Raw genomic sequence first — 25,826 nt, forward strand, 5'->3', positions numbered from 1 at the left:
TAGTCAAACAGACTTTATGACGTCAATCATACTTCTAGCGAAAAGCGATTTGTCGAGGAAGACGAGCGAAAATAGTACCTATTGTACATTGAGCGCGTCTGACAAAGAGAAATCGCTTTGTAGCAGAAGTAAAATTACATCATGCCGCCCATTCCACCCATACCGCCCATTCCACCAGCACCGCCCATCGCAGCCATGCCGTCATCACTTTGTGGCAGGTCAGTAATCATGACTTCAGTAGTCAACATCAAGCCTGCAACAGAAGCCGCATTCTCTAGCGCTGAGCGTGATACTTTGGCAGGGTCAAGGATACCCATCTCTAGCATATCGCCATACTCGCCACTAGCAGCGTTATAACCATAGTTACCGCTACCGCCTTTCACTTCGTTGACGACCACTGACGCTTCTTCGCCTGAGTTGGTCACGATTTGACGAAGTGGTGCTTCCATCGCGCGACGTAAGATATTGATACCTGCGTTTTGATCGTCGTTGTCGCCAGTTAAGTCAGACAAGGCATTCATCGCACGTACTAATGCAACACCGCCACCAGGGACGACGCCTTCTTCAACCGCAGCGCGAGTGGCATGTAGCGCATCGTCAACGCGGTCTTTTTTCTCTTTCATTTCAGTTTCAGTTGCCGCGCCAACTTTGATAACTGCTACGCCGCCTGCCAGTTTGGCCACACGCTCTTGTAGCTTTTCTTTATCGTAGTCAGAGGTAGACTCTGCGATTTGACGGTTGATAGACTCAACGCGATTATCGATGTCGGCTTTGTTACCAGCGCCATCAACGATCACGGTGTTTTCTTTACCAACAGTGACCTTTTTAGCAGTACCCAATTGCTCTAGGGTTGCTGTCTCAAGGCTCAAGCCAATCTCTTCAGAGATGACTGTACCGCCAGTAAGCGTTGCGATATCCTCTAGCATGGCTTTACGACGATCGCCGAAACCTGGTGCTTTAACGGCACAAGTTTTTAGGCCGCCGCGCATGTTGTTTACAACCAAGGTAGCCAACGCTTCGTTTTCTACGTCTTCAGCGATGATAAGCAATGGTTTGCTTTGCTGCATCACTTGCTCAAGTAGTGGCACGATTTCACGGATGTTGCTGATTTTTTTGTCAACCAATAAGATATATGGGTTTTCAAATTCAGCAGTTAGGCTGTCTTGCTTATTAGCAAAGTATGGGCTGATATAACCACGGTCAAACTGCATACCTTCGACCACTTCTAAGGTATCTTCAAAGCTTGAGCCTTCTTCAACCGTGATAACGCCTTGCTTACCGACTTTTTCCATCGCTTGCGAGATCAGCTCACCGATTTTGGTGTCTGAGTTGGCAGAGATAGAACCTACTTGGGCGATAGCCTTGTGATCGTCAGCTGGCGTAGATAGGTTGTGAATCTCTTTAACTGCTTCGCGTACCGCTTTGTCGATACCGCGCTTTAGATCCATTGGGTTCATGCCAGCAGCGACAGATTTCATGCCTTCTTGCAAGATTGACTGAGCAAGTACGGTCGCAGTCGTCGTACCATCCCCAGCGACATCATTGGTGCGGCTCGCGACTTCACGAACCAACTGTGCGCCCATGTTTTCGAATTTGTTTTCAAGCTCAATCTCTTTGGCAACCGAAACACCATCTTTAGTGATGGTTGGTGCGCCAAATGACTTGTCTATAACCACGTTGCGACCTTTAGGGCCTAGCGTGACTTTTACAGCGTTTGCTAGAACGTTAACACCGTCCATCATTTGCTTACGAGCATCAATGCCGAATTTTACATCTTTTGCCATGTTAATTTACTCCATTATTATAAGTATAAAAATACGAACGAATAAGTCGATATAGTAATGTGCTGAGTGCTTAATATTACCTAAAAGAATTAACCTTCTAGCACACCCAATACATCAGACTCTTTCATAATAAGTAGTTCTTCGCCGTCAACTTTTACCGTTTGACCAGCATATTGACCGAACAAAACTTTGTCGCCAGCTTTTACATCTAATGCGCGAGTTTCGCCGTTGTCACGAACCTGACCATTACCAGTTGCTAGCACTTCACCTTGTGAAGGTTTTTCTTGTGCTGAACCAGGTAACAAAATACCACCAGCAGTTTTTGTTTCTTCTTCTATACGGCGGACGACGATACGGTCATGTAAAGGACGAATGTTCATCGATATGACTCCAAAAGTTGGTTGTTTACGTTAAAGGGTTTATTTGAATGAATGGTCTCAAGACCAGTATCTATAAGAAATGTGACCAAAAAGTGACGTCTTATAGATAAGCGTTGAGCTTGTATCAAAAAGTGGGGGCAATAGAAGGTGGCTTCAAGTGTAAATTCGAAAAATTTACAAGAATGTGAAAGCAGAAATTTTATAAGTTCATGGTGGCGAGTAACCTTACTCACAAAGCGTTACTTGTGACGTCAGCTTAAGGAGTTTTGGCAACATAGGCTATAAGAGCTGAACACTGCTATATATTGATGCCCTTGAAAATGTAACAACATATGACCATTATAAGCGTTGAGAACATAATAATAGTTATAAAAAAGATGACACATCTATCTTCTATCTATTAAGGAAAATCCATGAGTATTTTATCAACAAATAAAAAGTTAGCCGTAACTGATAATCAAAATCTTAGACATAGCAAATCGAAGTTTCTCACCGCCCTAAACACAGGCGCTAGTATCGCTATTATTGGAGCTTTAAGCATGACCGCCCCTACTCTTGCCAACGCAAAAACCATTCAACCATCAAGCGCTGACTATAGCTTTACGGTTGAAGATAAATATAAAGGCACTGCAAATCGCACGTTGAGCAAGTCTGGCAATACTTGGAAGTACAATGTGAAGGCTCGTGTTGCTGGTGTCGCTAGTGCCGCGCAAAATAGTGCGTTCACGATTAATGGTAACAACGTCACCCCAACACAAGCCAGTACCACTTATAAGTTGTTAGGTCTTGGACGTACCCATAAGCTGGATTTTAATCCAAGTAGCAAAAAGGTAACTAGTAACTATAAAGGTAAGACCACGACCATGAATATGGCGCAACAAGCCTTCGATGACCTGAGCTTAGAAGTACAAATTCGCCAAGATTTATTAAATGGTAAGTTCTCTGGTAATTACTACATGGCAAAAAAAGATAAAGTTGAAAAGACGCCATTCAAAAAATCTGGGAATACTAAAATTACCGTACCAGCAGGCACTTTCGATACCGTCAGAGTTGATCGTGTCCATGACGATAATGATCGCTCTACCAGCTTTTGGCTAGCGCCAAGCTTAGATTACTTACCAGTAAAAGTGAGCCAAATTAATGATGGTAAGAAAATGGACTTAGAATTGACTAAGGTTAATTAAGTTCTAGCTTATAGCTTACTTGACGTCAAAAACGTCTCGAAAAAAAAGCGGTACTCTGAATGAGAGTGCTGCTTTTTTATGGCTTTGAATTTATTTGGAAATGTAAAGCTGGCTGCGTAGCTAGCGAGGTTGCTTGACTACATTGTTCATCGAGGGCAGACGTTTCAACAAAATAAATAACCAGACATTGATGGTTAGCAGTAATAGAAAATCGATTAAATAAACGGCTATTTCAGCTGAGCTGCTACCGTAAGCACGAGTAAATAGCACTACGCCACTCGCACCTAAATAAACCAAAGTAAACATACTACCTACCAATAGTGCATAGGGTGAACGACCACGCATTACCCATGGCGTTAAGATGAACGCTGGCACCAGCCACAATGCTTGCCATGCAATACCACCAATAATATCAGGACTGCTTGGATTAAGAGCACTGATAAAAATAGGCAGCCCAAGCAGTCTATACACCAACCAAACAAGCCACGTCAGCATCAAACGCTGACGAATGGGCGCAATAGGTTTGACAGGTTTACTGGCTTTTTTCGCTGCTGGTTTTGCCTGAGTGTTATTATCGGGGCGTTTAGTAGCCATTAGATGCGTCTGCTTCCTAATTCAATAGCATTATGCTGCACTATACAACAGCAGCTTAGCGGGTCCAATTGGCCTGTGCCAATGCGCGGGCACTAATCGCCAAACGCCGACCTTGAGCGATACCTAACTCGCGCTCATCATCAGAGACTGGCTGATCATGCAATGCACCGCTCACGTGACTGGCTCCATAAGGCGTGCCGCCGCGATGAGTACGATTCAGCGCAGGCTCTGCATAAGGTACTCCGACAATCATCATGCCGTGATGCATCAGTGGTAACATCATTGTCAGTAGAGTGGTCTCTTGGCCACCATGCATCGAACCTGTTGCAGTGAATACTGAAGCAGGTTTGTTTTGCAGATTACCTGCCAGCCACAGGGTGACGGTATTGTCCCAAAAGTACTTCATGGGCGCGGCCATATTACCAAAGTGAGTTGGACTACCAAGTGCTAGGCCGCTGCAGTCTTTAAGGTCATCCATTGTACAGTATAAGTCACCCTCATCAGGTATCGCAGGCTTGCTGGATGTGGTCTCAGGCGCGACGGTCGGTACTGTACGGATACGAGCTGTCATGCCAGCGTCTTCAATACCCTGAGCGATCGCATACGCCAATGTCTTAGTTGTACCGTGGCTAGAATAATATAGTACCAAAACATAGGGGTTGGCTTGACTCATGAGCAACACTTCCTTTTAAAATTATTAATGTTATGAGATGCAATAGCTTGTGTCATATAAGCCTTGTGTGTCATATAAGCTTTGCATCAAAAGATTAATATCACTGATAGATGTGCACATTATGCCCGACTCATTCACTGACATGCAAATAAAGACTGCTGTACCTTATAGTTATAGCCATATAACGGGTGCTGTTATGTATTTTGACACAATTAATTGGCAGATGCTGATAGCACATTTTTGTTACACTACTGTCACTCTTATCTTTGCTAAATGGTCAATATGGAAAACTTACTGAAAAAAGTCCCGTTTACCCATCAACGCTGGTTTCAGTTTTCGCGATTTTTGACGCGGCACTTTTTTGAAGACAACTGTCAACAAAAAGCAGCTTCACTTACTTACACTACTATGCTATCGATTGTGCCTATGTTGACCGTATTACTGATGATTTTATCGTCAGTTCCAGCGCTCGCTTCAGTCAGAGCGCAGATTTATGAGGTGATATATAGCAACTTGCTACCGCAATCGAGCATGCAGGTCAGTGAGTATATCAATAGCTTCGCTGAAAAATCGTCTAACTTGACGGCCATAGGGGCAATGATCTTATTTGTCACAACCATTATTACTTTGACGACTATTGAACGAGCTTTTAATCAGATTTGGCGAGTAGACGATCGTTCTGGCGGTATCAAAAGTATGCTGCGCTATTGGACCATTATTACTATGGGACCGTTAGTATTGGGAACCGCATTTATTGCCTCTAGTACGGTACAGAGTTTGAGCTTTTTGAACCGTCAAATAGGTGGTTATGGCATCGACTGGTCGTTTTGGGTACAGATAGTTTCCATCGGAGTAATGGTTGCAGGCTTTATCGGTATGTATTGGTTCATTCCCAAAGCCCGCGTACCTGTAAAAAACGCGGCCATAGCTGGTATATTTGTTGCAATAGCATTTGAGTTACTAAAGCATATCTTTGGTATGGTCATGAGTAACTTTACCAGTTATGAAGCCATATACGGTGCGTTTGCCGCCTTACCTATCTTCTTATTATGGATTTATTTGTCATGGAACTTAATCTTATTAGGCGTTGAGATTAGCTATACTTTAACTATTTTTGAGACTGAGGAAGTCTATCCACGTCATCCGCTGTTGAGCTTGCTTGATATGTTAAACCTAGTCTATATCAATCACCTAAAAGGCGATACCGTGAGCGAGCAGGAGCTACGTAACGTATTAGGTCGTAAGGAGCTGCCTAAATGGTATACCTACATTAATTACTTAAAAGACAGCAAACTCATTACCGTGACTGAAGATGACGAATACGTACTCAAAAAAGATCTTAGCAAACTGACATTATGGGACTTCTACCGCACCCTGCCTTACCCGTTACCTATAAAGGATGAGCTTGATGAGATAAAGAGTGACAGCCAACAGCCCTGGCTTAGTCTACTGATACGTCGCTTTATCAACACTGAAGCCTTTGCACAAGAGCAACTTAACTTACCGTTGTCTGCTATTTTTTCTCATAGTCAGCCGCGCAAAAAAACCTCTGCAAGCAATGAAAAAGAGTCTTTTGGCAAATACGGTAAGCGCAATACACAGCACAATAAACATAGGCGCGAGCAAGACACACCGCATTTTGAAGCAGCAGCCTATGATAAAGACAGTGACGTCATATGTGATAACAATCGCAATGAGATTTTGATTCCAAATGACCCGATTGAAGACGATAAAGACGCAAACAACGACAGTAATAATCACAAAGGCAATATCATTACTGAAGCGGATAATCCAAAAGTAAACAGGTAAATGCTATAACCTTAACTTTAACCTTATCAGACGATATTATAAAATAACCTTCGCTAGAAGATATGAGTCAAATTATATTCCCAACCCTTTGGAGCTTATGGCAGTGACCGAAAACAATAAAAATAACCTGCCCACACGCCTACTGACGACCAGTCTTCACGCACTAAAAAAATTTGCACAGTTATGGTCATTACAGACCTTAACTGACTTACCTGATCGATTAAGGAATCTATGGCAGCAGCTTATTGGTTCTTACTGGTTTATCCCAACCGCTTGCGTATTGACGGGCATACTTTTAGCCCCTTTATTCATCGCTATCGACCAGCAGTTTGATCGTGCAACTGTTAGAGATATTCGGTTTGCCTTTACTGGTGATGACTCTTCTGCAAGAGCTATTATGACGACGATTGCAGGAGCAGTGTTAGGTGTGGCTGGTACTACTTTTTCGATTACTATTGCCGTTCTTTCTATGGCCTCATCACAATTTGGCCCACGTCTCTTACGTAACTTTCTTACAGACACCTCAAACCAGTTTGTACTTGGCGCTTTTATCGGTACATTCAGCTATAGCTTGCTGGTCTTAAAGGCCATTCACAAGCATGACGTCGATTTTGGTGTGCCGCAGCTATCTGTTACTTTTGCTATCGTAATGGCTGTTGTCTGTGCCTTACTTTTGGTCTATTTTGTACAACATATGGTCCATGCTATTCAAGCCTCACGCGTCATTCAAGGGGCAAGTGACGATGCTATTAAAAACATTGATTACTGGTATAGCGACAACTGCAATATTGAGCATCAGCATAACGTCATAAATAGTGACGATATTGAACAATATCATTCTTGGTGTGCCACGCCTATTTACGCACCAACCTCAGGCTATTTACAACAAATCTACTTTGAATCGCTTATTACATTGGCACAAGATTATGGCGGTGTGGTGCAATTACATACCAATCTTGGTGACTTTGTCACTGATAGAAACATCATAGGGCATTTTTATCAGCGCCCAACAGCGCATATTAGCAACCTAAAAAAGACCAAAACCTCTCGGCTTGTAGTATCTCCGCGTGCCCCTGATGGAATTTTTTGGCAGCGCTTTGCTGCCTGCTTGCATTTTGGACGTCAATCCGCGTACACCAACGATATAGCATCAAGCCTAGGACAAGTCACTGAAATCGCGGTGCGGGCACTATCGCCTGGAATTAATGACCCCAAGACAGCTGTCAATTGCGTACAGTCTTTAACCATTTGCTTAAGCCTAATGTTACGTCGACAGCCACCTAGCCCTTATCATTTTTATACGCCACCAAAAGACAAAGATGAGTCTGATATTACGGTTAATCAGCCGCGTATAGCAATACTGGCGCTTATTACCAGAACACCAAAGATATCTGACTTTATCGAAACCTCATTAGGTGAGATACGTCGATACGCTATTGCTGACCTAATGGTATTAAAGGCGCTTTGTCAGGCAGTGACTGACTTAAACTATGCTCGAGTCAATACCGCGCAGCGTCAGACTTTATTACGCGAGCTGACTTTGATTGAACATGCAGGTCAAGCAAATCTAAGTTATGCAGAGCTTGTAGAGGACCTGCTAGCCATGTGTCAACAAGCACGGCAATTTATTCATGATGATGATGCGCAACATCGACACTTCGAGTATATCAGTGAGTTTGATGCCCATATTTATAAGGCCTTACAGACGCAATCAAGGTAAATAAGTAAGCCATAGCTGAATATACACGCATAGATTTTAGGCAATACTAGTACTGTCTATCGGCTCAATACCTGTTATTCTTTCAACAACTTTTATGTTCATTGAGACTGCTTTTATGGCATCTGCAACCAGCCTGACTATACTTGAAATTAGTGCTATCTTTTTGTCAATGACTGCGATATTGGCTTATATCAATCATCGCTTTATTGGTCTACCAACTACGATTGGGGTTATGGTTATCTCCATTGTGTTATCCATGGTAGCGATCTTTTTGGGGTTTTTGGGGTTTGATCAGCTCATTGACTATGAAGTTAGCTTATTAGATCAGTTGGACTTCACCGAAGTCTTGCTAGATGGCATGCTATCTATGCTCTTGTTCGCTGGTGCTTTGCACGTCAATATTGGCGATTTAAAGCGTTATAAGCTTCCCATTGGTGTTCTTGCATGTATTGGCACGCTAGTATCAGCCGTACTGATCGCTACTGCCCTTTACTTTATGCTACCACTCCTTGGTTTTGGACTGCCTTTTATTTGGTGCTTACTATTCGGTGCTTTAATATCGCCTACAGATCCTATTGCAGTTATGGGAATATTAGCATCAGCGGGGGCGCCAAAGAGTATCGAGACTGTCATCGCTGGCGAGTCATTATTCAATGATGGCATCGGTGTCGTCATATTTGTTCTATTGCTCGGCATCTTATCTAGTGGTGATATACCAACGGTTAATTATGTGGCACATACTCTAGCTGTTGAAGCTGGTGGTGGCATTATTTTTGGCTTGGTACTTGGTGCCATTTTGTACTACTTACTCAAAAGTATTGACAGTTACCAAGAAGAAGTACTGTTGACTCTGGCAGGTGTGATAGGCGGTTATGCGTTGGCCAGCCATTGGCATTTGTCCGGGCCACTTGCCATGGTGATGATGGGGCTAATGGTCGGTAACCGTGGTCGCGAGCTTGCGATGAGTGACAAGACTCGTCATTATATTGATCTGTTTTGGGAGCTGATAGATGAGATTTTAAACGCGATTTTATTTGTGCTAATCGGTCTTGAGGTTGTCATCATTGCCTACTCAGGCAACCTATTTATTGCAGGAGGCTTAAGTATCATTATTGCCTTACTTGCCCGTCTTATCGTCGTAGGTATGACTACCAAAACCTTAAGCAGACAGTTACAATTACCTGAGGGTGCATGGAAAGTATTGACTTGGGGCGGATTACGGGGCGGTATTTCAGTGGCCTTGGTCCTACAGCTGCCGACAGGGATGGAGCGCGATATTCTACTAGCCCTCACCTATGCTGTCGTTGTCTTCTCTATATTGGTACAAGGATTGAGCATCGGTAAAGTCGCCAAAATGATTCAGCCTATTGCGCACAAATAGCGATGCATTTAAATAACAAACCTATCAAAACCATACAATTAACGTTATAAAATTATAAAAGTAGTCGACGAGTCATAGTAAATTTGCAACTTTATATCTTACTGCTCGCCTCTTATACCAATCTCTCAACAGCACAGCTGCTCTATAACAAGGTTTGATATCAGACGTTATATCAAACCTTTACGTTTCATATTACGATAGACTACGACGACAATAATAATGTTTAGCAGTAAAATTCCCAGTTTAAACCAATCAAATGGACTCACTATTAGATAGTAAATCTCAATGGGAATAAATATCCCATAACCGATGACACTAAACCAATATGCCCATGTTTTATCTTGCCATAATCCGTAAGCCTCAATAAAACGCAGACTGACGTAAGCAAAAATAAATAGCAAAAAAAGTGGCCAATTTTTATTTGCTTGCTGAGCAATTTGGACGATACTCTCTATTTGCGTGGACAGTAGGTTACCAAAGTGTTGTTGCCATGAATCCGATGCTTGGGCCAGCCAGCGCTCAAGATTGGCATGCCAGAGCCACAATGCAAAAGCCCCTGTCAGCGCGCCCGCCCCTTTGACAATCTCGTATACTGCAACCGCTTTGATCGATTCGCTAGATTCGCTGTTTTTGGTCCCTTTGTTCGACAGACTATCGTCATCATCCAATAACTGATGACTTTCACTTGCTATAGAGGGTCGTGAATTGTCATTATGCTGGGACGAATTAACCAAAGAAAGTCTCCACGACTCGGCCTTGTAGATGCTGATTAAAAAACGGGGTGTTCTTGCCATTCGATAACATAGTGTCTACTGTCACCTGCCATTCAAGATTAGGATCGACCAAGATTGCGCCGCCCAAGCTTTCATATTTGGTACTGATTCCTGCAATTTGCGCCGGGTTAATGCAAATCTTATCTACCAGTTGCTCTACTGTTAGCACCTCATTTCGTACTAATTGACAAGCTAGAGCCATAAAGGTATCGAAATTAGAGATACCAGGTGTACTCTCAGCAAAAGGTGCTTTTTTGGCCGTAGAGTTTAAGGGTTCATGATGACTACAGATAGCATCGATAGTCCCATCTTTGAGGCCACGCAGTAGTGCTTGTTGATCAGTATTACTACGTAATGGCGGTAACACATAAGCTTGGGCGTTAAAACCTTCTAGATTGTCATCTGTCAAATACAGCTGATGCATCGCCACATCACAGGTTACGGGCAGTCCTTTGTCTTTCGCCCAGCGCATCAGCTCTACTGAAGACTTACAGGACAACTGACTAAAATGGGCGGAGATACCCGTCTCTTCTACCATCAATAACTGGGTAGACAGGGCGACGGTCTCAGCGATCCAAGGAATACCTTGCAGACCATGATAAGAAGCAATGTAGCCTTCATGTGCAACCCCATTACCAGACAAATCTGGCTCATCGGGATAAAAAAATACTTTCATACCAAAGGTTGCTGCATACTCTAATGTCCGTAACAATACCAAATCATTATCAAAAGTCCTACGCGCATTAGAAACAGCTATACACCCCCCCTTTTTAAGGCCTGCAATGTTAGATGGACGTATCCCTTCTAGACCTGCTGTTAATGCGCCAAGAATATGCAAATAAATACCACCATCTTCGAGTGCACGCTCACGCAGACCTTTGAGTAGCGAGCCATTCTCCAAGATAGGGTTGGTATCAGGTGGAATCACTACATGCAAAAAACCATTGCCACGGGCAGCTCGACCTTCAGAGGATAATGTCCCATGTTGCTGCTGTCCAGGTTCGCGTAGACGTGCGCACAAGTCTACCAATGGTGGTAGCAACCAAGTCTCACGACCAGTCTCAAGGTTTGTAAGTTTATCAATCGCTTCACTCGATAAAGACTTTTTAAATACGTTAGGAAGTAAATTTATTATCTGCGCATCAGTAGTAATAGGGTCAGTCATGAGCTTGTTACCATATCAGTAATTAAATAAATAGAATCGAATAATCAAACGCCTAAAGCGTACACCACAAAGTATCAGTTGCTAACGTCATTGGTTATGCGTTTTGTGTGTGTCTTGCCGCTTGATGAGCGCGTTGGCCTTCCATGGCGAGTGATAATACTGCCATACGAATCGCTACACCATTACTTACTTGCTCTAAAATAACAGACTGCGGGCCATCAGCCACACTTGAGGCAATTTCAATACCTCGGTTCATCGGACCTGGATGCATGATTAGAGCATCAGGTTTCGCGAGCGCTACCCGTTCAGGCGTAATACCGTAATGTTTGTAATACTCACTTGATGATGCCAGTAGCGGCGAGCCAATACGCTCATTTTGTATTCTTAATCCCATGATGACATCACAGTCTGTGACGCACTCATTCATGTTTTCATAAACATTCACACCGTAGCGCTCAATTCCCTTAGGCAATAGCGTACGTGGCGCGCAGACGCGAATATCTTTGACACCTAAAGTTTGCAGCGCACTAATGTCAGAGCGTGCGACTCTTGAATGCTTGATATCACCGATGATAGCAACTGATAACGCCTCAAAAGGACGCGGTGCGGCGCGATGAATGGTCAGCATATCTAGCATCCCCTGGGTTGGATGCGCATGCCAGCCATCACCGCCATTGATAATAGCGATATCTGGCGTCACCTCAGTCGCCATAAAATGCGCAGCCCCTGACGCAGAATGCCTTACTACAAAGATATCAGCTGTCATTGCCTGCAAATTCCAGAGTGTATCACGTAGACTTTCGCCTTTTTTTGTACTAGAGCGGGCAATGTCAATGTTCAATACATTGGCCCCAAGGCGCTTTTCTGCCACCTCAAAAGTAGTGCGGGTACGGGTCGAAGGCTCGAAAAACAGATTCATGACTGTGCAGCCTTCAAGCTCAGGCCGATTGATCAGCTGACCATTTTCATCAAAGAAAGTTTCAGCTTTAGCAATAATTGCTTGTAGTTGTGATTTATTTAACCCTTCTACACCCAAAAAGTGACGCAAACTTCCATCTTGGTTTAACTGTGGACGACTAAGGGAAGTGTTGAGTCTTTGATGGACAGTATCATGGTCAAATGTGGCGTATTTGGATGGTGATACAGTATTTGTAGATGTATTTTTTTTGGAAGTTGGCATAATGGCAAGTCTTTATTATGGGTTTATATCAAGTCAATCATAACGATTTTTTCGTTCATGACTATGACCATGTGTACAGACACGGGGACATTTTGACACTTATTTGCTACACTTTATCGCAGTAGCCTATGTCATCTTACTCGCTTTCATAAATAACCCACTATCTACGATAATAAGCAGCAAGTCTGACCAAATTATCAATAATAATAGACATAGTGTAGCTGATTTTGCATTCAGGACAAAGATAACGTGCCTGCTATTTGCATATTTACTCATTCAACCAAAGTTTTAGCTGAACACATTCTAAGTCATAAGCTTAATCTAGTGTGTTTCTAAACCTTATGATTTTTTATCTTAGACGACTTCTTCCATTTATTAGGAACTACTATGACGACCTTAGCCCAATATTTAAAAGCACAAAAAACTGACTCTGCCGTAAGCGATGTCATCACCACTGTCACAGAAGTTGGTAAAACTATTTCGCAATTGCTCAGAAAAGGAGCGTTAGCAGATATTTTGGGAGAAGCAGGCAATCAGAACGTCCAAGGTGAAGAACAAAAAAAGCTAGATGTATTGGCCAATGATTTATTATTAGATGCTTTGGCACAAAACAAACACTGTGCAGGCGTGGCGTCAGAAGAGCTAGATGATGCAACGCCTGCCAATGCGGATGGCAACTTACTCGTATTGTTTGATCCGCTTGATGGCTCATCAAACATCGATATCAATATGGCGGTAGGCACGATTTTCTCTATTTTGCCCTACCAACGTCAGGGCCAAACAAGTGAAAATAGCGACTTTTTACAAGCGGGCAACGCACAGCTGGCGGCAGGTTACCTGCTATATGGTACATCAACCATGCTGGCACTGACGGTAGCTGACAACGTAGTGATGTTTAGCTTAGATCCAGATAGTAACGACTACATACTAGTAGAAGACAACGTACAAATCGATGCAGATACCAGTGAGTATGCCATTAATAGCTCAAACTATCGCTATTGGCGTGCTCCTATGCAGCAGTATATTGATGAGCTAGTCGCTGGCGATACAGGGGTACGTGGTCGTAATTTTAATATGCGCTGGGTGGCAGCTATGGTGGGTGACGTGCATCGTATCTTACGCCGCGGTGGGTTATTCACTTATCCTTTTGACACCAAGTATCCAAACAAAGCTGGTAAGTTACGTCTAATGTACGAAGCCAATCCTATGAGCTTACTCATCGAACGCGCAGGCGGCAGTGCGACTGATGCCACCCATCGTATCTTAGATATAGCTCCAACCGACATTCATCAACGCGTCCCTGTCGTCCTTGGTAGTAAAAACGAAGTCGATTATGTCAAAGACTTACACCTCAAACATGACAATAAATAGTACGCTTTATCATTACTTATTTATAATGTAATACTACACACTAAGCATGACCAGTCCAATATTAAAAAGTATTTTGGACTGGGGTGTTTTTGATGTCATTCATTTTACCTTTTTTTAAGCAGTCAATTATGTCAATAGACTCCACCGAGCTGATAACTTCAGATAAAAATCCTTCAGTAAAACTCGTAAAAGCGCTATTATCTCAAGCCCGTCAACGTAAAAAACAAGGACAGACCGTACTTGAAGGTGTGCATCTTATAGATGCTGCTCTACGTAGTGATTATTCATTTGTTCAAATACTCCTAGCACAATCAGCTCACCAGCATCCTGAGGTTCAGCAGGTATTAATGCGCCTACCGACTTACACCAGTGTTTTGACGCTATCAGATACACTTTATGAGAGCATTCGAAGTCTCGGTACAGGTATCGACATCATGGCGGTCATAAACGTACCTGTGCCAAGCTTGACGGTGATAGGCTACGACTGCTTGATTTTAAATGATGTACAAGATAGTGGTAATGTTGGCACGCTACTACGTACCGCCGCCGCAGTTGGTATCGAAACAGTACTCTGTACTAGTGGCACGGCCCAGGCTTGGTCACCCAAGACACTACGAGCAGGAATGGGCGCTCAGTTTGCGCTCACTATTTATGAAGGCTTGAGTGCTCAAGATATTCTAGACTGTGTAAAAGTCCCTTTACTAGCAACCAGCTCACATACTGATACTTTGATTTATGAGCATGATCTTACCGCTCCTACTGCGTGGATCATGGGCCATGAAGGTCAAGGCGTGTGTGATGAGCTGATGCAATGTGCAACTCCTATCGCCTTACCGCAGCCCAATGGTCAAGAGAGCCTCAACGTTGCGATTGCAGGTTCGCTTTGTCTTTATGAGACGCTACGTCAGCGCCGTTATAGTTAAATTTGTATATAGTCAAAATAGAATAGTTATATTAGCTTGGCGTTTAAACATAAAAAATCCCGCTATCAATGATAGCGGGATTTTTTATGGGGTGTCTGTCAAACTTAAACCTTGCTAGTTAGCTCAGGAATTGCTTCAAATAGATCAGCTTCTAAGAAGTAATCAGCAACGCTTGCGATTGGAGATTCTGGGTCATTGTTGATGGCAACAATAACTTTTGAGTCTTTCATACCTGCCAGATGCTGAATAGCACCTGAGATGCCAGCCGCGATATATAAGTCTGGCGCGACAATTTTACCTGTTTGGCCGACCTGCATGTCGTTGGGAACATAACCTGCATCAACCGCAGCACGTGATGCACCAACCGCAGCGCCTAGTTTATCCGCCAGTGGTTCGATGTATTTAGTAAAGTTCTCACCATTTGCTAAGGCGCGACCACCAGACACAACGATTGAGGCTGATGTCAATTCAGGACGATCAGAAGCTGCCATCTCTTCATTAACAAAGCTTGCTTTGCCAGCGTCTTGTACATTGTCGATTGTCTCAACAGTAGCAGAACCGCCTTCGGCAGCTATTGGATCAAAAGCCGTCGTACGTACGGTCAATACTACTTTATCTTCTGTTGTCTTAACAGTAGCAGTCGCATTACCAGCATAGATTGGGCGCTCGAAAGTCTGGGCATCTATGACAGCAGAAACCTCTGACAACATGCTGACATCTAGTAAAGCTGCCGTACGCGGCATAAAGTTTTTACCAGTGGTCGTTGCTGGCGCAACAATATGGCTATAGTCTGCAGCAATATCTGCAACCAATAACGATATGTTTTCTGCCATTTGATGTTCGTAAGCTGCGTTATCTGCTAACAGTACTTTGCTTACGCCTTCAGCTTTTGCTGCTTCATCCGCCGCTGCCTGATTACCACTACCAGCAACCAATACATGAATGTCATCACCGATCTGCTTAGCAGCTGCAATAGTACTTAAAGTTGCCTTTTTTAGACTGGCATTGTCGTGTTCAGCATATACCAAAATTGCCATTTTTTTGTCCTTTATTTATTTGTTCATGTCGTCAGATAGCTTTTCAAATACGGCATTTACAGCACTAACACTCTATAAACGCCTTAGCAAATTCTTAGATTACTTTCGCTTCATTCTTTAGCTTATCGACCAATTCATCAACTGAGGCTACCGTAATACCAGCCTTACGTTCAGCAGGTGGCGTAACTTTAACGATTTCTTGCTTAGACGTCATATCAACACCGAAGTCTGCTGGCGTTTTTTCATCAAGAGGCTTTTTCTTAGCTTTCATGATGTTCGGCAGTTTTGCATAACGTGGTTCGTTTAAACGTAAATCAGTTGTGATCACTGCAGGTAGCGATAACGCAACTGTCTGTAAGCCACCGTCAACTTCACGGGTCACATTTACTTTATCACCTTCGACTTTTACTTCTGAAGCAAATGTACCTTGACCAATACCCATCAAAGCTGCAAGCATCTGACCTGTCTGGTTATTGTCATCATCAATCGCTTGCTTACCCAATAGAATAATATCCGTGCTTTCTTGTTCAGCAATGTTTTTTAGAATTTTAGCGACTTGTAGCGGATACGGTTTGGCATCAGTTTGAACCAAGACACCACGATCAGCACCCAATGCTAACGCTGCACGAATCTGTTCTTGTGACTCTTTTGGTCCGATAGAAGCGACAATAATCTCGTCAATAACGCCAGCTTCTTTTAGGCGCACTGCTTCTTCAACTGCAATCTCATCAAACGGGTTGATAGACATTTTAGTGTTCGATAAATCCACACCAGAATTATCAGCTTTTACACGAACTTTTACGTTGTAATCAATGACACGCTTGACCGCGACTAATGCTTTCATACGTTCCTCGTTTATTAATGTTATGAATTAAAAAATATAAATCAAAAACTATTGATTTATTTGATGCAAAATATTACTTAAATAGTATAACTAAGTTTGTCAACGATTATTCATCGGGCTTGACTTATTGGACCTAACTATCTTGCGTGAGCATCTCGTCAAGGTCAAGACAACGCCGTGAATAATGCGTCATAAATTTGTCACTATTTATATAAAATATGACATATTGCATGATATGTACATGATTTCTTCATTTAAAACTGAATCATTCTTTTTTTGTCGCACTATTAAGCTTTTTCGCTTAAAATTTATTATTACACACTTAACTAAGCATTGTTCAAAGTTTCTTTTTTTACTGACGTTTTAGTAGCGTCAATCAGCAGCTCGCTGTCACGTACATCATTGAACAACGACCAATCTGGTGTCACATTGTTATTTTTAATGACGCTCATATCGCCAGTAGTCTCCATAATTACTACAAAAACCTCTGATTTTGACTTGATGCTATTTCTACGTAGTACTTGTTGGACATCACTGGTACTTAAGTTAGCCTCTTTTAGGTTATCCCAAAAGTATTCACCATGCGCCATTAAAATTATAGGTTGATTATCTATCAGCGCTTTTAAAGGTTTGATTTTTCGTCTTATCATTGAGACAAGACCTTGAATAACGAACAGTGCACCAACTGCACACAGGCCTTGAAGTAGCGAGGGCGTATCAGACAATACTGTTGATGCCAAAATACTACCAATAGCTACAGTCATAGCAAAATCATGACTCGATAGCTTAGAGAAGCTTCGTAGTCCCATAAGACGGGTGAACGTCATCAAGCCAATATAAAACCCTACTGCAGATAAAGAAATACCAAGCACTTGCTGCCAATCGATCGAAAACCAGCTTTCCCATTTCATATTATCACCTTATTACGTATTCTCATTTATGGTTGATCGTCTATTGCTTTTCACTAAGTAGATTAGGTTATTTATAAGACCAATTTTTCAATAAAAAAAGCAACCTGATAAGAGGTTGCTTTTTTTATAAAGTCTAAACAATATTTTTGTTGTTATACAACAAACTAATCTTAGCTTTTATATAATCTTTTAAAATGAAAAGTATTGATCAGACGATCAAACTTGACAGAGATAAGATTAAAGTGCTTCGATTTGCTCAGCTTGTGGTCCTTTCTTACCATCACCTAAGATGAAAGACACTTTTTGACCTTCAGCTAGAGTTTTGAAACCGTTACCTTGGATAGCGCTGTAGTGAGCAAATACGTCTTGTCCACCGTTGTCTTGAGCGATAAAACCAAAACCTTTAGCTTCATTAAACCACTTTACAGTGCCTTCAACTTTATCTGACATAAATTTTCCTAACTCTTTAACTGTTGATGAGACTTGTGTCATCACCGATTAATTGACAAATACTCAGTCGAATTTTAAGCAAATGCTAAGACTAAAACCAGTGTTATATCTTGAAGATATATGACTATTTCCGTCTACAACTCCCTAAGTACAAGTTTAGTATACCAGCTTTTATTGTGATCAGGATGTTAAATTGCGAGTTTTTGTAAAGGTATAGTTATTCATTTAGTAAACTTGTGTAACCGAATATAGCACTTTTAATAATATATTTATGAATCAAATATAGGCAACCAAGGAAGTGCTAAGACAAATAAACATAATCCAAAGAATATTAAAGCAAATGACTGGCTATAAGCGATATATTTAGAAGGTATTACCAAATCCTCAGGAGAGTCTGGAATACCACGAAGTTTAAGCAAGCGTGTTCCATAAACCCAACCAAAAACCGTATAAAGACCATAGGCTGCTGGTACAGTTGTCGCTAATGGCGATAAATCAATCACATATATCATGACTATAGAAACGAAAAACCATGAAGTGTCTAATAGTGAGCTGAATTGAAAAAATAAAGATTTAGGCAGCTTACCATTGCTACGCTTGAGCATCTCGCCTTCTATCCAAATCAGAACGGCAACGACAGCACTGAAAGTAATATATGCGAATTGCGGCGTTAGCCAGTCTGGAAAAGATATTTGCACAGCATATAACCTATAATATAAATAAAAAAAATAAAGAAAAACGATTAAATACCATTATGTCTAAGCTTATTATTTTGTAAGAATTAACTTTTGCATAAGTGGTATATCGGTTGTTTACATTGGGTGATAATTGTAAGTTTTCAAGCGCTATTCTTATTACTTTTAAATTTAATGGGGTATTTCATTATTTTAATACCAGTACCTTTTGTTTACACTCATCAAAATTAGTTATACTAACGATTATATGGCATTAAAAAACCCATGTTATCTCACAATAACATGGGTCTTAATAATAGCTTAGTAGATAATTATTTAGTTTTTGTCTTTATCAATAATTTTATTACCACCAATCCAAGGCATCATACCGCGTAGCTTCGCACCTGTCTTCTCAATCTCATGTTCAGCGTTGTTACGCCGACGGGCTGTCATAGATGGATAGTTTGTAGCACCCTCACTGATAAACATTTTAGCGTATTCACCAGACTGGATACGCTTTAGTGCGTTACGCATGGCTTCGCGTGATTGCTCGTTGATGACCTCTGTACCAGTCACATACTCGCCATATTCTGCATTATTACTGATTGAATAGTTCATATCAGCGATACCGCCCTCATACATGAGGTCGACGATGAGCTTAAGCTCATGTAAGCATTCGAAGTATGCCATTTCTGGCGCGTAACCAGCTTCTGTCAGGGTTTCAAAGCCCATTTTGACCAGTTCAACAGCACCGCCACATAGTACTGCTTGCTCACCGAACAAGTCAGTTTCAGTCTCGTCTTTAAAGGTTGTTTCGATAATACCTGAACGACCGCCACCAACACCAGCAGCATAAGACAATGCCAACTGCTTAGCTTGACCTGACGCATCTTGATAAATAGCGATAAGGTCTGGGATGCCGCCACCTTTAACAAACTCAGAACGTACCGTATGTCCTGGTGCTTTTGGTGCTACCATGATGACATCTAGATCACTGCGCGGCACTACTTGGTTATAATGAATAGCAAAACCATGAGCAAAAGCGAGCGTCGCGCCCTCTTTGATATTTGGCTCAATCACATCATTATAAAGCTGCTTTTGAAACTCATCTGGTGTCAAAATCATAACGACGTCAGCGGCTTTTACTGCCTCTTCTACTTCAGACACTTTTAGGCCCGCGTTTTCAGCTTTTCTCCACGAACCAGAGTTAGCACGGAGACCAACTGTTACATCCACACCAGATTCTTGTAAGTTCAAGGCATGAGCATGCCCTTGTGAGCCATAACCAATAATAGCCACTTTTTTGCCTTGGATGATGGATAGATCACAATCTTTATCATAAAAAACGTTCATAGGTAGAGTCCTTTTCCTCAATTATGGGAAGCCATGGGTAGTAAATACTTATATCGTGTTTATTTTTTAAAATAGTAAACAATATAAACCTAGTAATAAATTTATTTAAAAAAAAATAATATTAAACGCTCAGGGTCTTCTCGCCGCGAGCAATACCAATTACGCCTGAACGTACCACTTCTAGCACACGCTCACGACCGATAGTATCAATAAAGCCATCAAGCTTAGCAGTATCACCAACGATTTGGATAGTATATAGATTAGCATTTACATCGACGATTTGAGCACGGAATATATCAGCACTACGTTTAATTTCTTCACGCACACTGCCAGTGGCGCGAACTTTAATCAACATAAGCTCACGTTCGACGTGTACATTTTCAGATAGATTCAATACTTTAATCACTTCAATCAGTTTATGCAACTGCTTGGTAATTTGCTCAATTTTTTCTGGTGAAGTAATCGTTGTTACTGTCAAGCGTGAAATAGAGGGATCTTCCGTTGGCGCGACGTTTAAGGTCTCAATATTGTAACCACGTTGAGAAAACAAGCCAACCAACCGCGACAACGATCCCGCTTCGTTTTCTATTAATACCGAAATCAGATGTTGTTGCATTAGGTACGCTCCCCTTTTGATAACCACATATCACGCATCGTTTGACCTGCGACTTGCATCGGATATACATGCTCATTACGATCAACGTAGACATCGATGAACACAAGCTTGTCTTTCATTGCCATTGCCTCAGCTAACTGTTCTTCCATTTTTTCAGGGTCAGTGATTTTGATACCAACATGACCATAACTTTCAGCCAACTTAACGAAGTCAGGCAATGAATTCATATACGAATGAGCATGGCGACCCTCATATAGCATATCTTGCCACTGCTTAACCATACCCAACTGAGCGTTATTGAGGTTCAAAATCTTAACTGGTAAATCATACTGCAGACACGTTGACAGCTCTTGAATATTCATCTGAATTGAGCCTTCACCTGTAATACAGACGACATCACGCTCTGGTCTTACAAGCTTCGCTGCCATAGCGTACGGCAAGCCGACACCCATGGTACCAAGGCCACCTGAGTTAAGCCATTGACGCGGCTCGTTATAAGTATAATAAAGTGCAGCAAACATTTGATGCTGACCGACATCACTCGTAATAATTGCATTACCTTCGGTGATTTTGCACAAGGCCTGTACCACGTTTTGCGGCTTGATACCATTTTCAGTATCAGTGTCATAACGTAGCCCATGACGCTTGCGCCACTCGTTAATCTGAGACCACCAATCTAACAATGCATGTTGCTCTAACTCTTTATCTTCCCCAATAATAGATAGCATATCGCTCAGTACAGACTTTACATCACCAACGATAGGAATATGCGCAAAGATAGTTTTTGAGATAGAAGCTGGATCAATATCTATATGGATGATTGTCGCATTTGGACAAAACTTTTTGACATTATTGGTTACGCGATCATCAAAACGTGCCCCAACTGCTAAAATGACATCTGCATGATGCATAGTCATGTTAGCTTCATAAGTACCATGCATGCCAAGCATTCCTAAGAACTGACGATCAGAACCAGGAAAGGTACCAAGACCCATCAAAGTATTAGTAACTGGCAAGTTCAAACGATGAGCAATATCTTTTAACTCTTCATGAGCCTTACTCCAAATAACGCCGCCACCTGCATAAACAACGGGACGCTTCGCTGCTAGTAAAGTCTCAACAGCTCTTTTTATCTGACCGCTATGACCCTTAACAGATGGCTGATAAGATCTTACAAACACATCTTTTGGATATTCGTAGGCATATTTTTCGCTGGGTGCAGTCATGTCTTTAGGCACATCAATGACGACAGGGCCTGGACGACCAGACTGAGCGATGTAGAAAGCTTTTTTGATGATTGAAGGGATTTCGCTGGCATGACGAACTTGAAAGCTATGTTTGACAATCGGACGTGACACCCCGACCATATCAGTTTCTTGAAACGCATCTTCCCCGATCAAACTACTTGGCACCTGACCTGCAATAACAACCATCGGTACTGAGTCCATAAACGCTGTCGCAATAGCAGTCACTGTATTCGTAGCGCCAGGCCCTGATGTCGCCAATACAACACCTGTATTACCAGTTGTTCGCGAATAAGCATCAGCCATGTGTCCTGCTGCTTGCTCATGACGGACTAAGATATGTTCAATATTATCTTGTTGGAACAGTGCATCATATATGTGTAAAACCGCGCCACCTGGATAGCCGAAAATATACTCGACCCCTTCATCAGTTAGCGATTGCACCAACATCTCTGCACCAGATAGCATCACAGGCTGGGTGCTATCCTCAGCAATACGTTGTTGTTTCTCATCGAAATGCTTGGCGGCATTACCCGTTTGAGTATGGCCGGTCATGTTCGGACTTTGCGTGGTTTGCGTCACTGTCATCACCTTATCAATAATATGTGATCACCATGTCGGAGCATAACTGTACGATAAGACAGCAAATTACTCAAACATAGCAATTTATATGGTCAGTTTTTGATAGGAGTTTATCGATGTACATGACAAGATGCTAGTTAAAGCACTTTTAATAGAAGCTTATTATTCATAGGACATGTAGGAATATTAAAACAATCAGATATCCATACTAACGACAATATAGATTGCCTAAATACAAGCGACATACCGATAAGACGGTTACACTCTGTATTACATATAACAGGGTGAATACGCAGTATTTGATTTTTAATATTCAAAAATAATAAGTTTATCTTAGTCATTGTAGACCGATGAGTCCGGAGACAGTAAGTACAGTTAAGAATGAAGACTGTGGCAGTCATTATTCATACTACGCTATGCTACTGTCACAAAGAGCATAAAACTGTAGAGACTGCTGATAAGCAGTAACCAGTAATTATCCTCAAGTGCTACGGCAATATCATAAAAGCCGCTCACTGACCAATCAACTGTTCTTATATTCGGTGGTTTAAGCCCTATTGTCAAGAAAAACTTGTGAAACCTATCCTTAACTATTAGTTATTAAATAATGTACATTTAACATTACTTTTTGTTAGAATCGACATATATTGTATACTCATTGTAATTTATACAATGATACGTTTACGCTTACATATGGATATTTTTATTCATTAAAAGGATTGCTAGCATGGCATACTCATCCATGATTCATACTGTCAATAAACTGTTAGTTGGCATTATTACCACTTGTATATTTGTTCTACCTATGAGTGCAAGTCATGCTATTCAAGTTTACAAATCCATTGGCACGCATGGTGAGGTCAAATATAGTCAACATGCACCGCAAAATGCACGGAATATCGAGGTAATTGAGTTCCGTAGTGATGGTAGAGAAACGAATGCAGGACAAATGGCCGGAAAAACAGAAGCCAACCAGAACAGCAATACCCTAAGCGCTGAAGAACAACGAGTTGCGCAACTTGAGGCGCGTATTAAAGATCAAGAAGCACAGGCAAATGCTCAGCGCTGCCAATCGTTACGTAACAACTTAACCAATTTAAATGTCGGTGGCCGTATCTATGAGATGGATGCAAACGGTAAACGCCAGTATTTAGATGGACGAGAGATTGAACTTAAGCGAGAGCGTGTACAACAAGCGATTGGACAGTATTGTCAAGGTACAGAGACTTAAGTACAGCTAACTTTAGTAATGAGCATATCTCATTACCAAAGCTGTCTTTAACGAAGTTTATATTACTTAGTAAGTTATTTTTTGCATGATATGACGTATGGCTGCTGGCATATCTTGAGCTTGCAAGCCGCGTTGTCCAACCAATAACTGCTCTTTACTTACATGCTTATATGTCGCAGCATCATATGAATTTTGATGAACCAACATATCGCCTGCTAATGCGTGAATCATCACTGCTTGACGCAAGTTACTCTGCTCACTATCTAAGTCTTCTTGCGCCAATAATCCTGCAACTACTCCAGATAATATATCTCCCATACCAGCTGTTGCCATCCCAGCATTACCAGCACCGCAAACATATATGTTCTCTTGCTCTAAAATAAGCGAGCCTGCGCCTTTTAATACCCAATTGCCACCATACCAATTAGCGCATTGTTGTATAGCTGACAATCTGTCGTTTTCTATCTCACTAATCTCTTTATTTAATAATTTGGCTGCTTCACCACTATGTGGCGTTAAACAAACCTTGTACGTCTTACTGTACTCTCGCAGTTCAGTAACAATGTCGTGTTTCTCTATGTGTAGCGCTGCTAAATGATATAGACCGTCGGCATCGATGACTAACGTACTCTTATGCGTCATTACCGCGTGCACGTAACGGATAAATAGTATTTTTGCTTTTTCATCGCGACCAAGCCCTATACCGATCGTAACGACGCTTGCACTTTCAATTAAACGCTCAACGCCCTCTTGATCGTGTAGGTCAATTGTCATCGCATCAGGTAACGAAGTCAATAACGCGCTGTGAAAGGCTTGATGACAGGCAACGGTTATTTTACCAGTCCCAGTTGCCATCGCACTAGAAGCAGTCAGAATTGCGGCACCACCCATACCTTGAGAGCCATCAATACGATTGCCTCCAATCACTAAGACATGACCATAGCTACCTTTATAACTGTTATGACAACGCGGCGTCAGATGCTGGGCATCTTTAAGCAATACTGCAACAGGTTCAATAGATGCATAAGGTAACAACGGTATATCAATTATTTCTCCACTATAATCCATACCATCTTTGGTATGCAGACCAAACTTACGCGCAATCAAACATAAAGTAATATCCGCTTGTATGGCTAATTTCTCAAATACTTGTCCAGTAGAAGCGATTAGACCACTTGGAATATCAACGGCAATGGTTAAAGCGTCAATCTGCTGAGCCGCATTATTAAATGTTACAATTGCTTGTTCATACAAACCTTTTGGCGCACGATCTAAACCAATACCAAATAGTGCATCGATATAGATATCAGCCTGCAAGGCCATATCCAATTGATCATTTTCATTTTGATAACCTTGCATGTCTTCAAAGCGTTGGTAAGGACAGTTCATGCCTAAAGCCTTATGCTGAGCCTTTGTTGCATCATTGACTGTTTCTTGGCTCTTTTGATTGTTATCTGCCCGATTATCCACTTCTACGCCGACTGTTATCACTTGTACTTGCCAGCCCGCTTGCTGTAGATAATGAGCAATCAACCAACCATCTCCGCCATTATTACCTTGCCCTACCCAAATACACACGCTAGGCTGACGAGCCATATAATAATGATGTCTGGCGTAGCGCTTCGTTTGCGCCTTGACTCGTTCATAAAGCGGTATAATACATTGTGCCATTTGCCAAGCAGCTTGTTGCATCAAACCAAAGCTATCATATCCTTGTGCAAACCATGCTTGCTCCATGGTATAAACTTGGTCGCTAGCGTATAAAGCGATAGGCAATGACGAGTACGGGCACTGTGCTGCGGATTGTGTTGATGACTGCATAATATTCCTTTTTCTTATTTTATGAATATATAAACTGCTAGGATATAAATATAACAAAAACATATCTAGTTTTATGTATTAATACTAACAACCCAATATTTCATTTTTATGGTTGCATAGGCAGTA

At 41.8% G+C, this 25,826-nt stretch carries 23 protein-coding genes; 7 read left to right on the forward strand and 16 right to left on the reverse strand.

The genetic code is table 11. The features are described from left to right. Positions 1 to 134: 134 nt before the first annotated feature. Entirely contained in the window at positions 135 to 1,784 is a 1,650-nt protein-coding gene (gene groL / locus BTV98_RS11840) for a chaperonin GroEL (protein WP_058368307.1), read from the reverse strand. Positions 1,785 to 1,873: 89 nt separating this feature from the next. After that, positions 1,874 to 2,164, reverse strand: a complete 291-nt coding sequence (locus BTV98_RS11845; protein WP_075103679.1) for a co-chaperone GroES — start codon at positions 2,162 to 2,164, stop codon at positions 1,874 to 1,876. Positions 2,165 to 2,577: 413 nt separating this feature from the next. Here BTV98_RS11845 and BTV98_RS11850 point away from each other — a divergent pair, with 413 nt between their 5' ends. Then, positions 2,578 to 3,348: a DUF3108 domain-containing protein gene (locus BTV98_RS11850; RefSeq protein ID WP_058368306.1), complete on the forward strand. Its 771-nt coding sequence runs from the start codon at positions 2,578 to 2,580 to the stop codon at positions 3,346 to 3,348. 120 nt (positions 3,349 to 3,468) lie between these two features. Here BTV98_RS11850 and BTV98_RS11855 read toward each other — a convergent pair whose 3' ends face one another. Together BTV98_RS11855 and wrbA are read right to left on the reverse strand one after the other, a co-directional pair. Next, positions 3,469 to 3,942: a hypothetical protein gene (locus tag BTV98_RS11855; RefSeq protein ID WP_058368305.1), complete on the reverse strand. Its 474-nt coding sequence runs from the start codon at positions 3,940 to 3,942 to the stop codon at positions 3,469 to 3,471. A gap of 55 nt (positions 3,943 to 3,997) precedes the next feature. Then, positions 3,998 to 4,615: an NAD(P)H:quinone oxidoreductase gene (gene wrbA, locus BTV98_RS11860; RefSeq protein ID WP_058368304.1), complete on the reverse strand. Its 618-nt coding sequence runs from the start codon at positions 4,613 to 4,615 to the stop codon at positions 3,998 to 4,000. Positions 4,616 to 4,897: 282 nt separating this feature from the next. Between wrbA and BTV98_RS11865 the strand changes: the two genes are divergently transcribed. From BTV98_RS11865 to BTV98_RS11875, 3 genes are all read left to right on the forward strand, one after another. Next, a complete protein-coding gene (locus tag BTV98_RS11865; RefSeq protein ID WP_075103680.1) occupies positions 4,898 to 6,424 on the forward strand; it encodes a YihY/virulence factor BrkB family protein in 1,527 nt (508 codons plus the stop codon). 97 nt (positions 6,425 to 6,521) lie between these two features. After that, positions 6,522 to 8,144, forward strand: a complete 1,623-nt coding sequence (locus BTV98_RS11870) for a DUF2254 domain-containing protein (protein ID WP_058368302.1) — start codon at positions 6,522 to 6,524, stop codon at positions 8,142 to 8,144. Positions 8,145 to 8,259: 115 nt separating this feature from the next. Further along, on the forward strand, positions 8,260 to 9,525 hold the full coding sequence (locus tag BTV98_RS11875; protein ID WP_058368310.1) for a sodium:proton antiporter: 1,266 nt from the start codon (positions 8,260 to 8,262) through the stop codon (positions 9,523 to 9,525). Between the two features lie 167 nt (positions 9,526 to 9,692). Here BTV98_RS11875 and BTV98_RS11880 read toward each other — a convergent pair whose 3' ends face one another. The 3 genes from BTV98_RS11880 to BTV98_RS11890 form a co-directional block, all read right to left on the reverse strand. Beyond that, positions 9,693 to 10,259, reverse strand: a complete 567-nt coding sequence (locus BTV98_RS11880; protein WP_058368301.1) for a DUF2127 domain-containing protein — start codon at positions 10,257 to 10,259, stop codon at positions 9,693 to 9,695. Then, positions 10,252 to 11,433: a dihydroorotase gene (locus BTV98_RS11885; RefSeq protein ID WP_058368309.1), complete on the reverse strand. Its 1,182-nt coding sequence runs from the start codon at positions 11,431 to 11,433 to the stop codon at positions 10,252 to 10,254. The genes BTV98_RS11880 and BTV98_RS11885 overlap by 8 nt, the downstream gene beginning before the upstream one ends. A 124-nt stretch (positions 11,434 to 11,557) precedes the next feature. Further along, on the reverse strand, positions 11,558 to 12,643 hold the full coding sequence (locus tag BTV98_RS11890) for an aspartate carbamoyltransferase catalytic subunit (RefSeq protein WP_058368300.1): 1,086 nt from the start codon (positions 12,641 to 12,643) through the stop codon (positions 11,558 to 11,560). Positions 12,644 to 13,030: 387 nt separating this feature from the next. Here BTV98_RS11890 and BTV98_RS11895 point away from each other — a divergent pair, with 387 nt between their 5' ends. Together BTV98_RS11895 and BTV98_RS11900 are read left to right on the forward strand one after the other, a co-directional pair. Next, on the forward strand, positions 13,031 to 14,014 hold the full coding sequence (locus tag BTV98_RS11895; RefSeq protein WP_058368299.1) for a class 1 fructose-bisphosphatase: 984 nt from the start codon (positions 13,031 to 13,033) through the stop codon (positions 14,012 to 14,014). Positions 14,015 to 14,142: 128 nt separating this feature from the next. Beyond that, positions 14,143 to 14,937 carry an RNA methyltransferase gene (locus BTV98_RS11900; RefSeq protein WP_058368298.1) on the forward strand — a complete coding sequence of 265 codons (795 nt, stop codon included), beginning with the start codon at positions 14,143 to 14,145 and terminating at the stop codon, positions 14,935 to 14,937. Positions 14,938 to 15,041: 104 nt separating this feature from the next. Here the strand turns inward: BTV98_RS11900 and BTV98_RS11905 are convergent, their stop codons facing one another. From BTV98_RS11905 to BTV98_RS11940, 8 genes are all read right to left on the reverse strand, one after another. Beyond that, entirely contained in the window at positions 15,042 to 15,974 is a 933-nt protein-coding gene (locus BTV98_RS11905) for an electron transfer flavoprotein subunit alpha/FixB family protein (protein ID WP_075103681.1), read from the reverse strand. A 94-nt stretch (positions 15,975 to 16,068) separates the two neighbouring features. Further along, positions 16,069 to 16,818, reverse strand: coding sequence for an electron transfer flavoprotein subunit beta/FixA family protein (locus BTV98_RS11910; RefSeq protein ID WP_075103682.1), 750 nt, complete (start codon positions 16,816 to 16,818; stop codon positions 16,069 to 16,071). Positions 16,819 to 17,144: 326 nt separating this feature from the next. Then, entirely contained in the window at positions 17,145 to 17,729 is a 585-nt protein-coding gene (locus BTV98_RS11915) for a DUF421 domain-containing protein (RefSeq protein WP_075103683.1), read from the reverse strand. Positions 17,730 to 17,966: 237 nt separating this feature from the next. After that, on the reverse strand, positions 17,967 to 18,179 hold the full coding sequence (locus BTV98_RS11920) for a cold-shock protein (protein WP_058368296.1): 213 nt from the start codon (positions 18,177 to 18,179) through the stop codon (positions 17,967 to 17,969). 269 nt (positions 18,180 to 18,448) lie between these two features. After that, positions 18,449 to 18,877 carry a hypothetical protein gene (locus BTV98_RS11925; protein ID WP_058368295.1) on the reverse strand — a complete coding sequence of 143 codons (429 nt, stop codon included), beginning with the start codon at positions 18,875 to 18,877 and terminating at the stop codon, positions 18,449 to 18,451. Between the two features lie 312 nt (positions 18,878 to 19,189). Next, on the reverse strand, positions 19,190 to 20,206 hold the full coding sequence (ilvC, locus tag BTV98_RS11930; RefSeq protein WP_058368294.1) for a ketol-acid reductoisomerase: 1,017 nt from the start codon (positions 20,204 to 20,206) through the stop codon (positions 19,190 to 19,192). Between the two features lie 121 nt (positions 20,207 to 20,327). Further along, the gene (gene ilvN / locus BTV98_RS11935; protein ID WP_058368293.1) at positions 20,328 to 20,822 is read right to left on the reverse strand and encodes an acetolactate synthase small subunit; all 495 of its coding nucleotides are present in this window, start codon (positions 20,820 to 20,822) and stop codon (positions 20,328 to 20,330) included. After that, positions 20,822 to 22,534, reverse strand: a complete 1,713-nt coding sequence (locus BTV98_RS11940; RefSeq protein ID WP_058368297.1) for an acetolactate synthase 3 large subunit — start codon at positions 22,532 to 22,534, stop codon at positions 20,822 to 20,824. Before BTV98_RS11940 ends, ilvN begins: the two co-directional genes overlap by 1 nt. A gap of 841 nt (positions 22,535 to 23,375) precedes the next feature. Here BTV98_RS11940 and BTV98_RS11945 point away from each other — a divergent pair. Further along, positions 23,376 to 23,879: a DUF4124 domain-containing protein gene (locus BTV98_RS11945; protein ID WP_058368292.1), complete on the forward strand. Its 504-nt coding sequence runs from the start codon at positions 23,376 to 23,378 to the stop codon at positions 23,877 to 23,879. A 66-nt stretch (positions 23,880 to 23,945) separates the two neighbouring features. Here the strand turns inward: BTV98_RS11945 and BTV98_RS11950 are convergent, their stop codons facing one another. Further along, positions 23,946 to 25,700 (reverse strand): NAD(P)H-hydrate dehydratase, encoded by a 1,755-nt coding sequence (locus tag BTV98_RS11950; protein WP_058368291.1) that lies wholly within the window; start codon positions 25,698 to 25,700, stop codon positions 23,946 to 23,948. Positions 25,701 to 25,826: the final 126 nt, after the last annotated feature.

The organism is Psychrobacter sp. Cmf 22.2 (assembly GCF_001921745.1).
In the GTDB taxonomy this organism is placed as follows: Bacteria; Pseudomonadota; Gammaproteobacteria; order Pseudomonadales; family Moraxellaceae; genus Psychrobacter.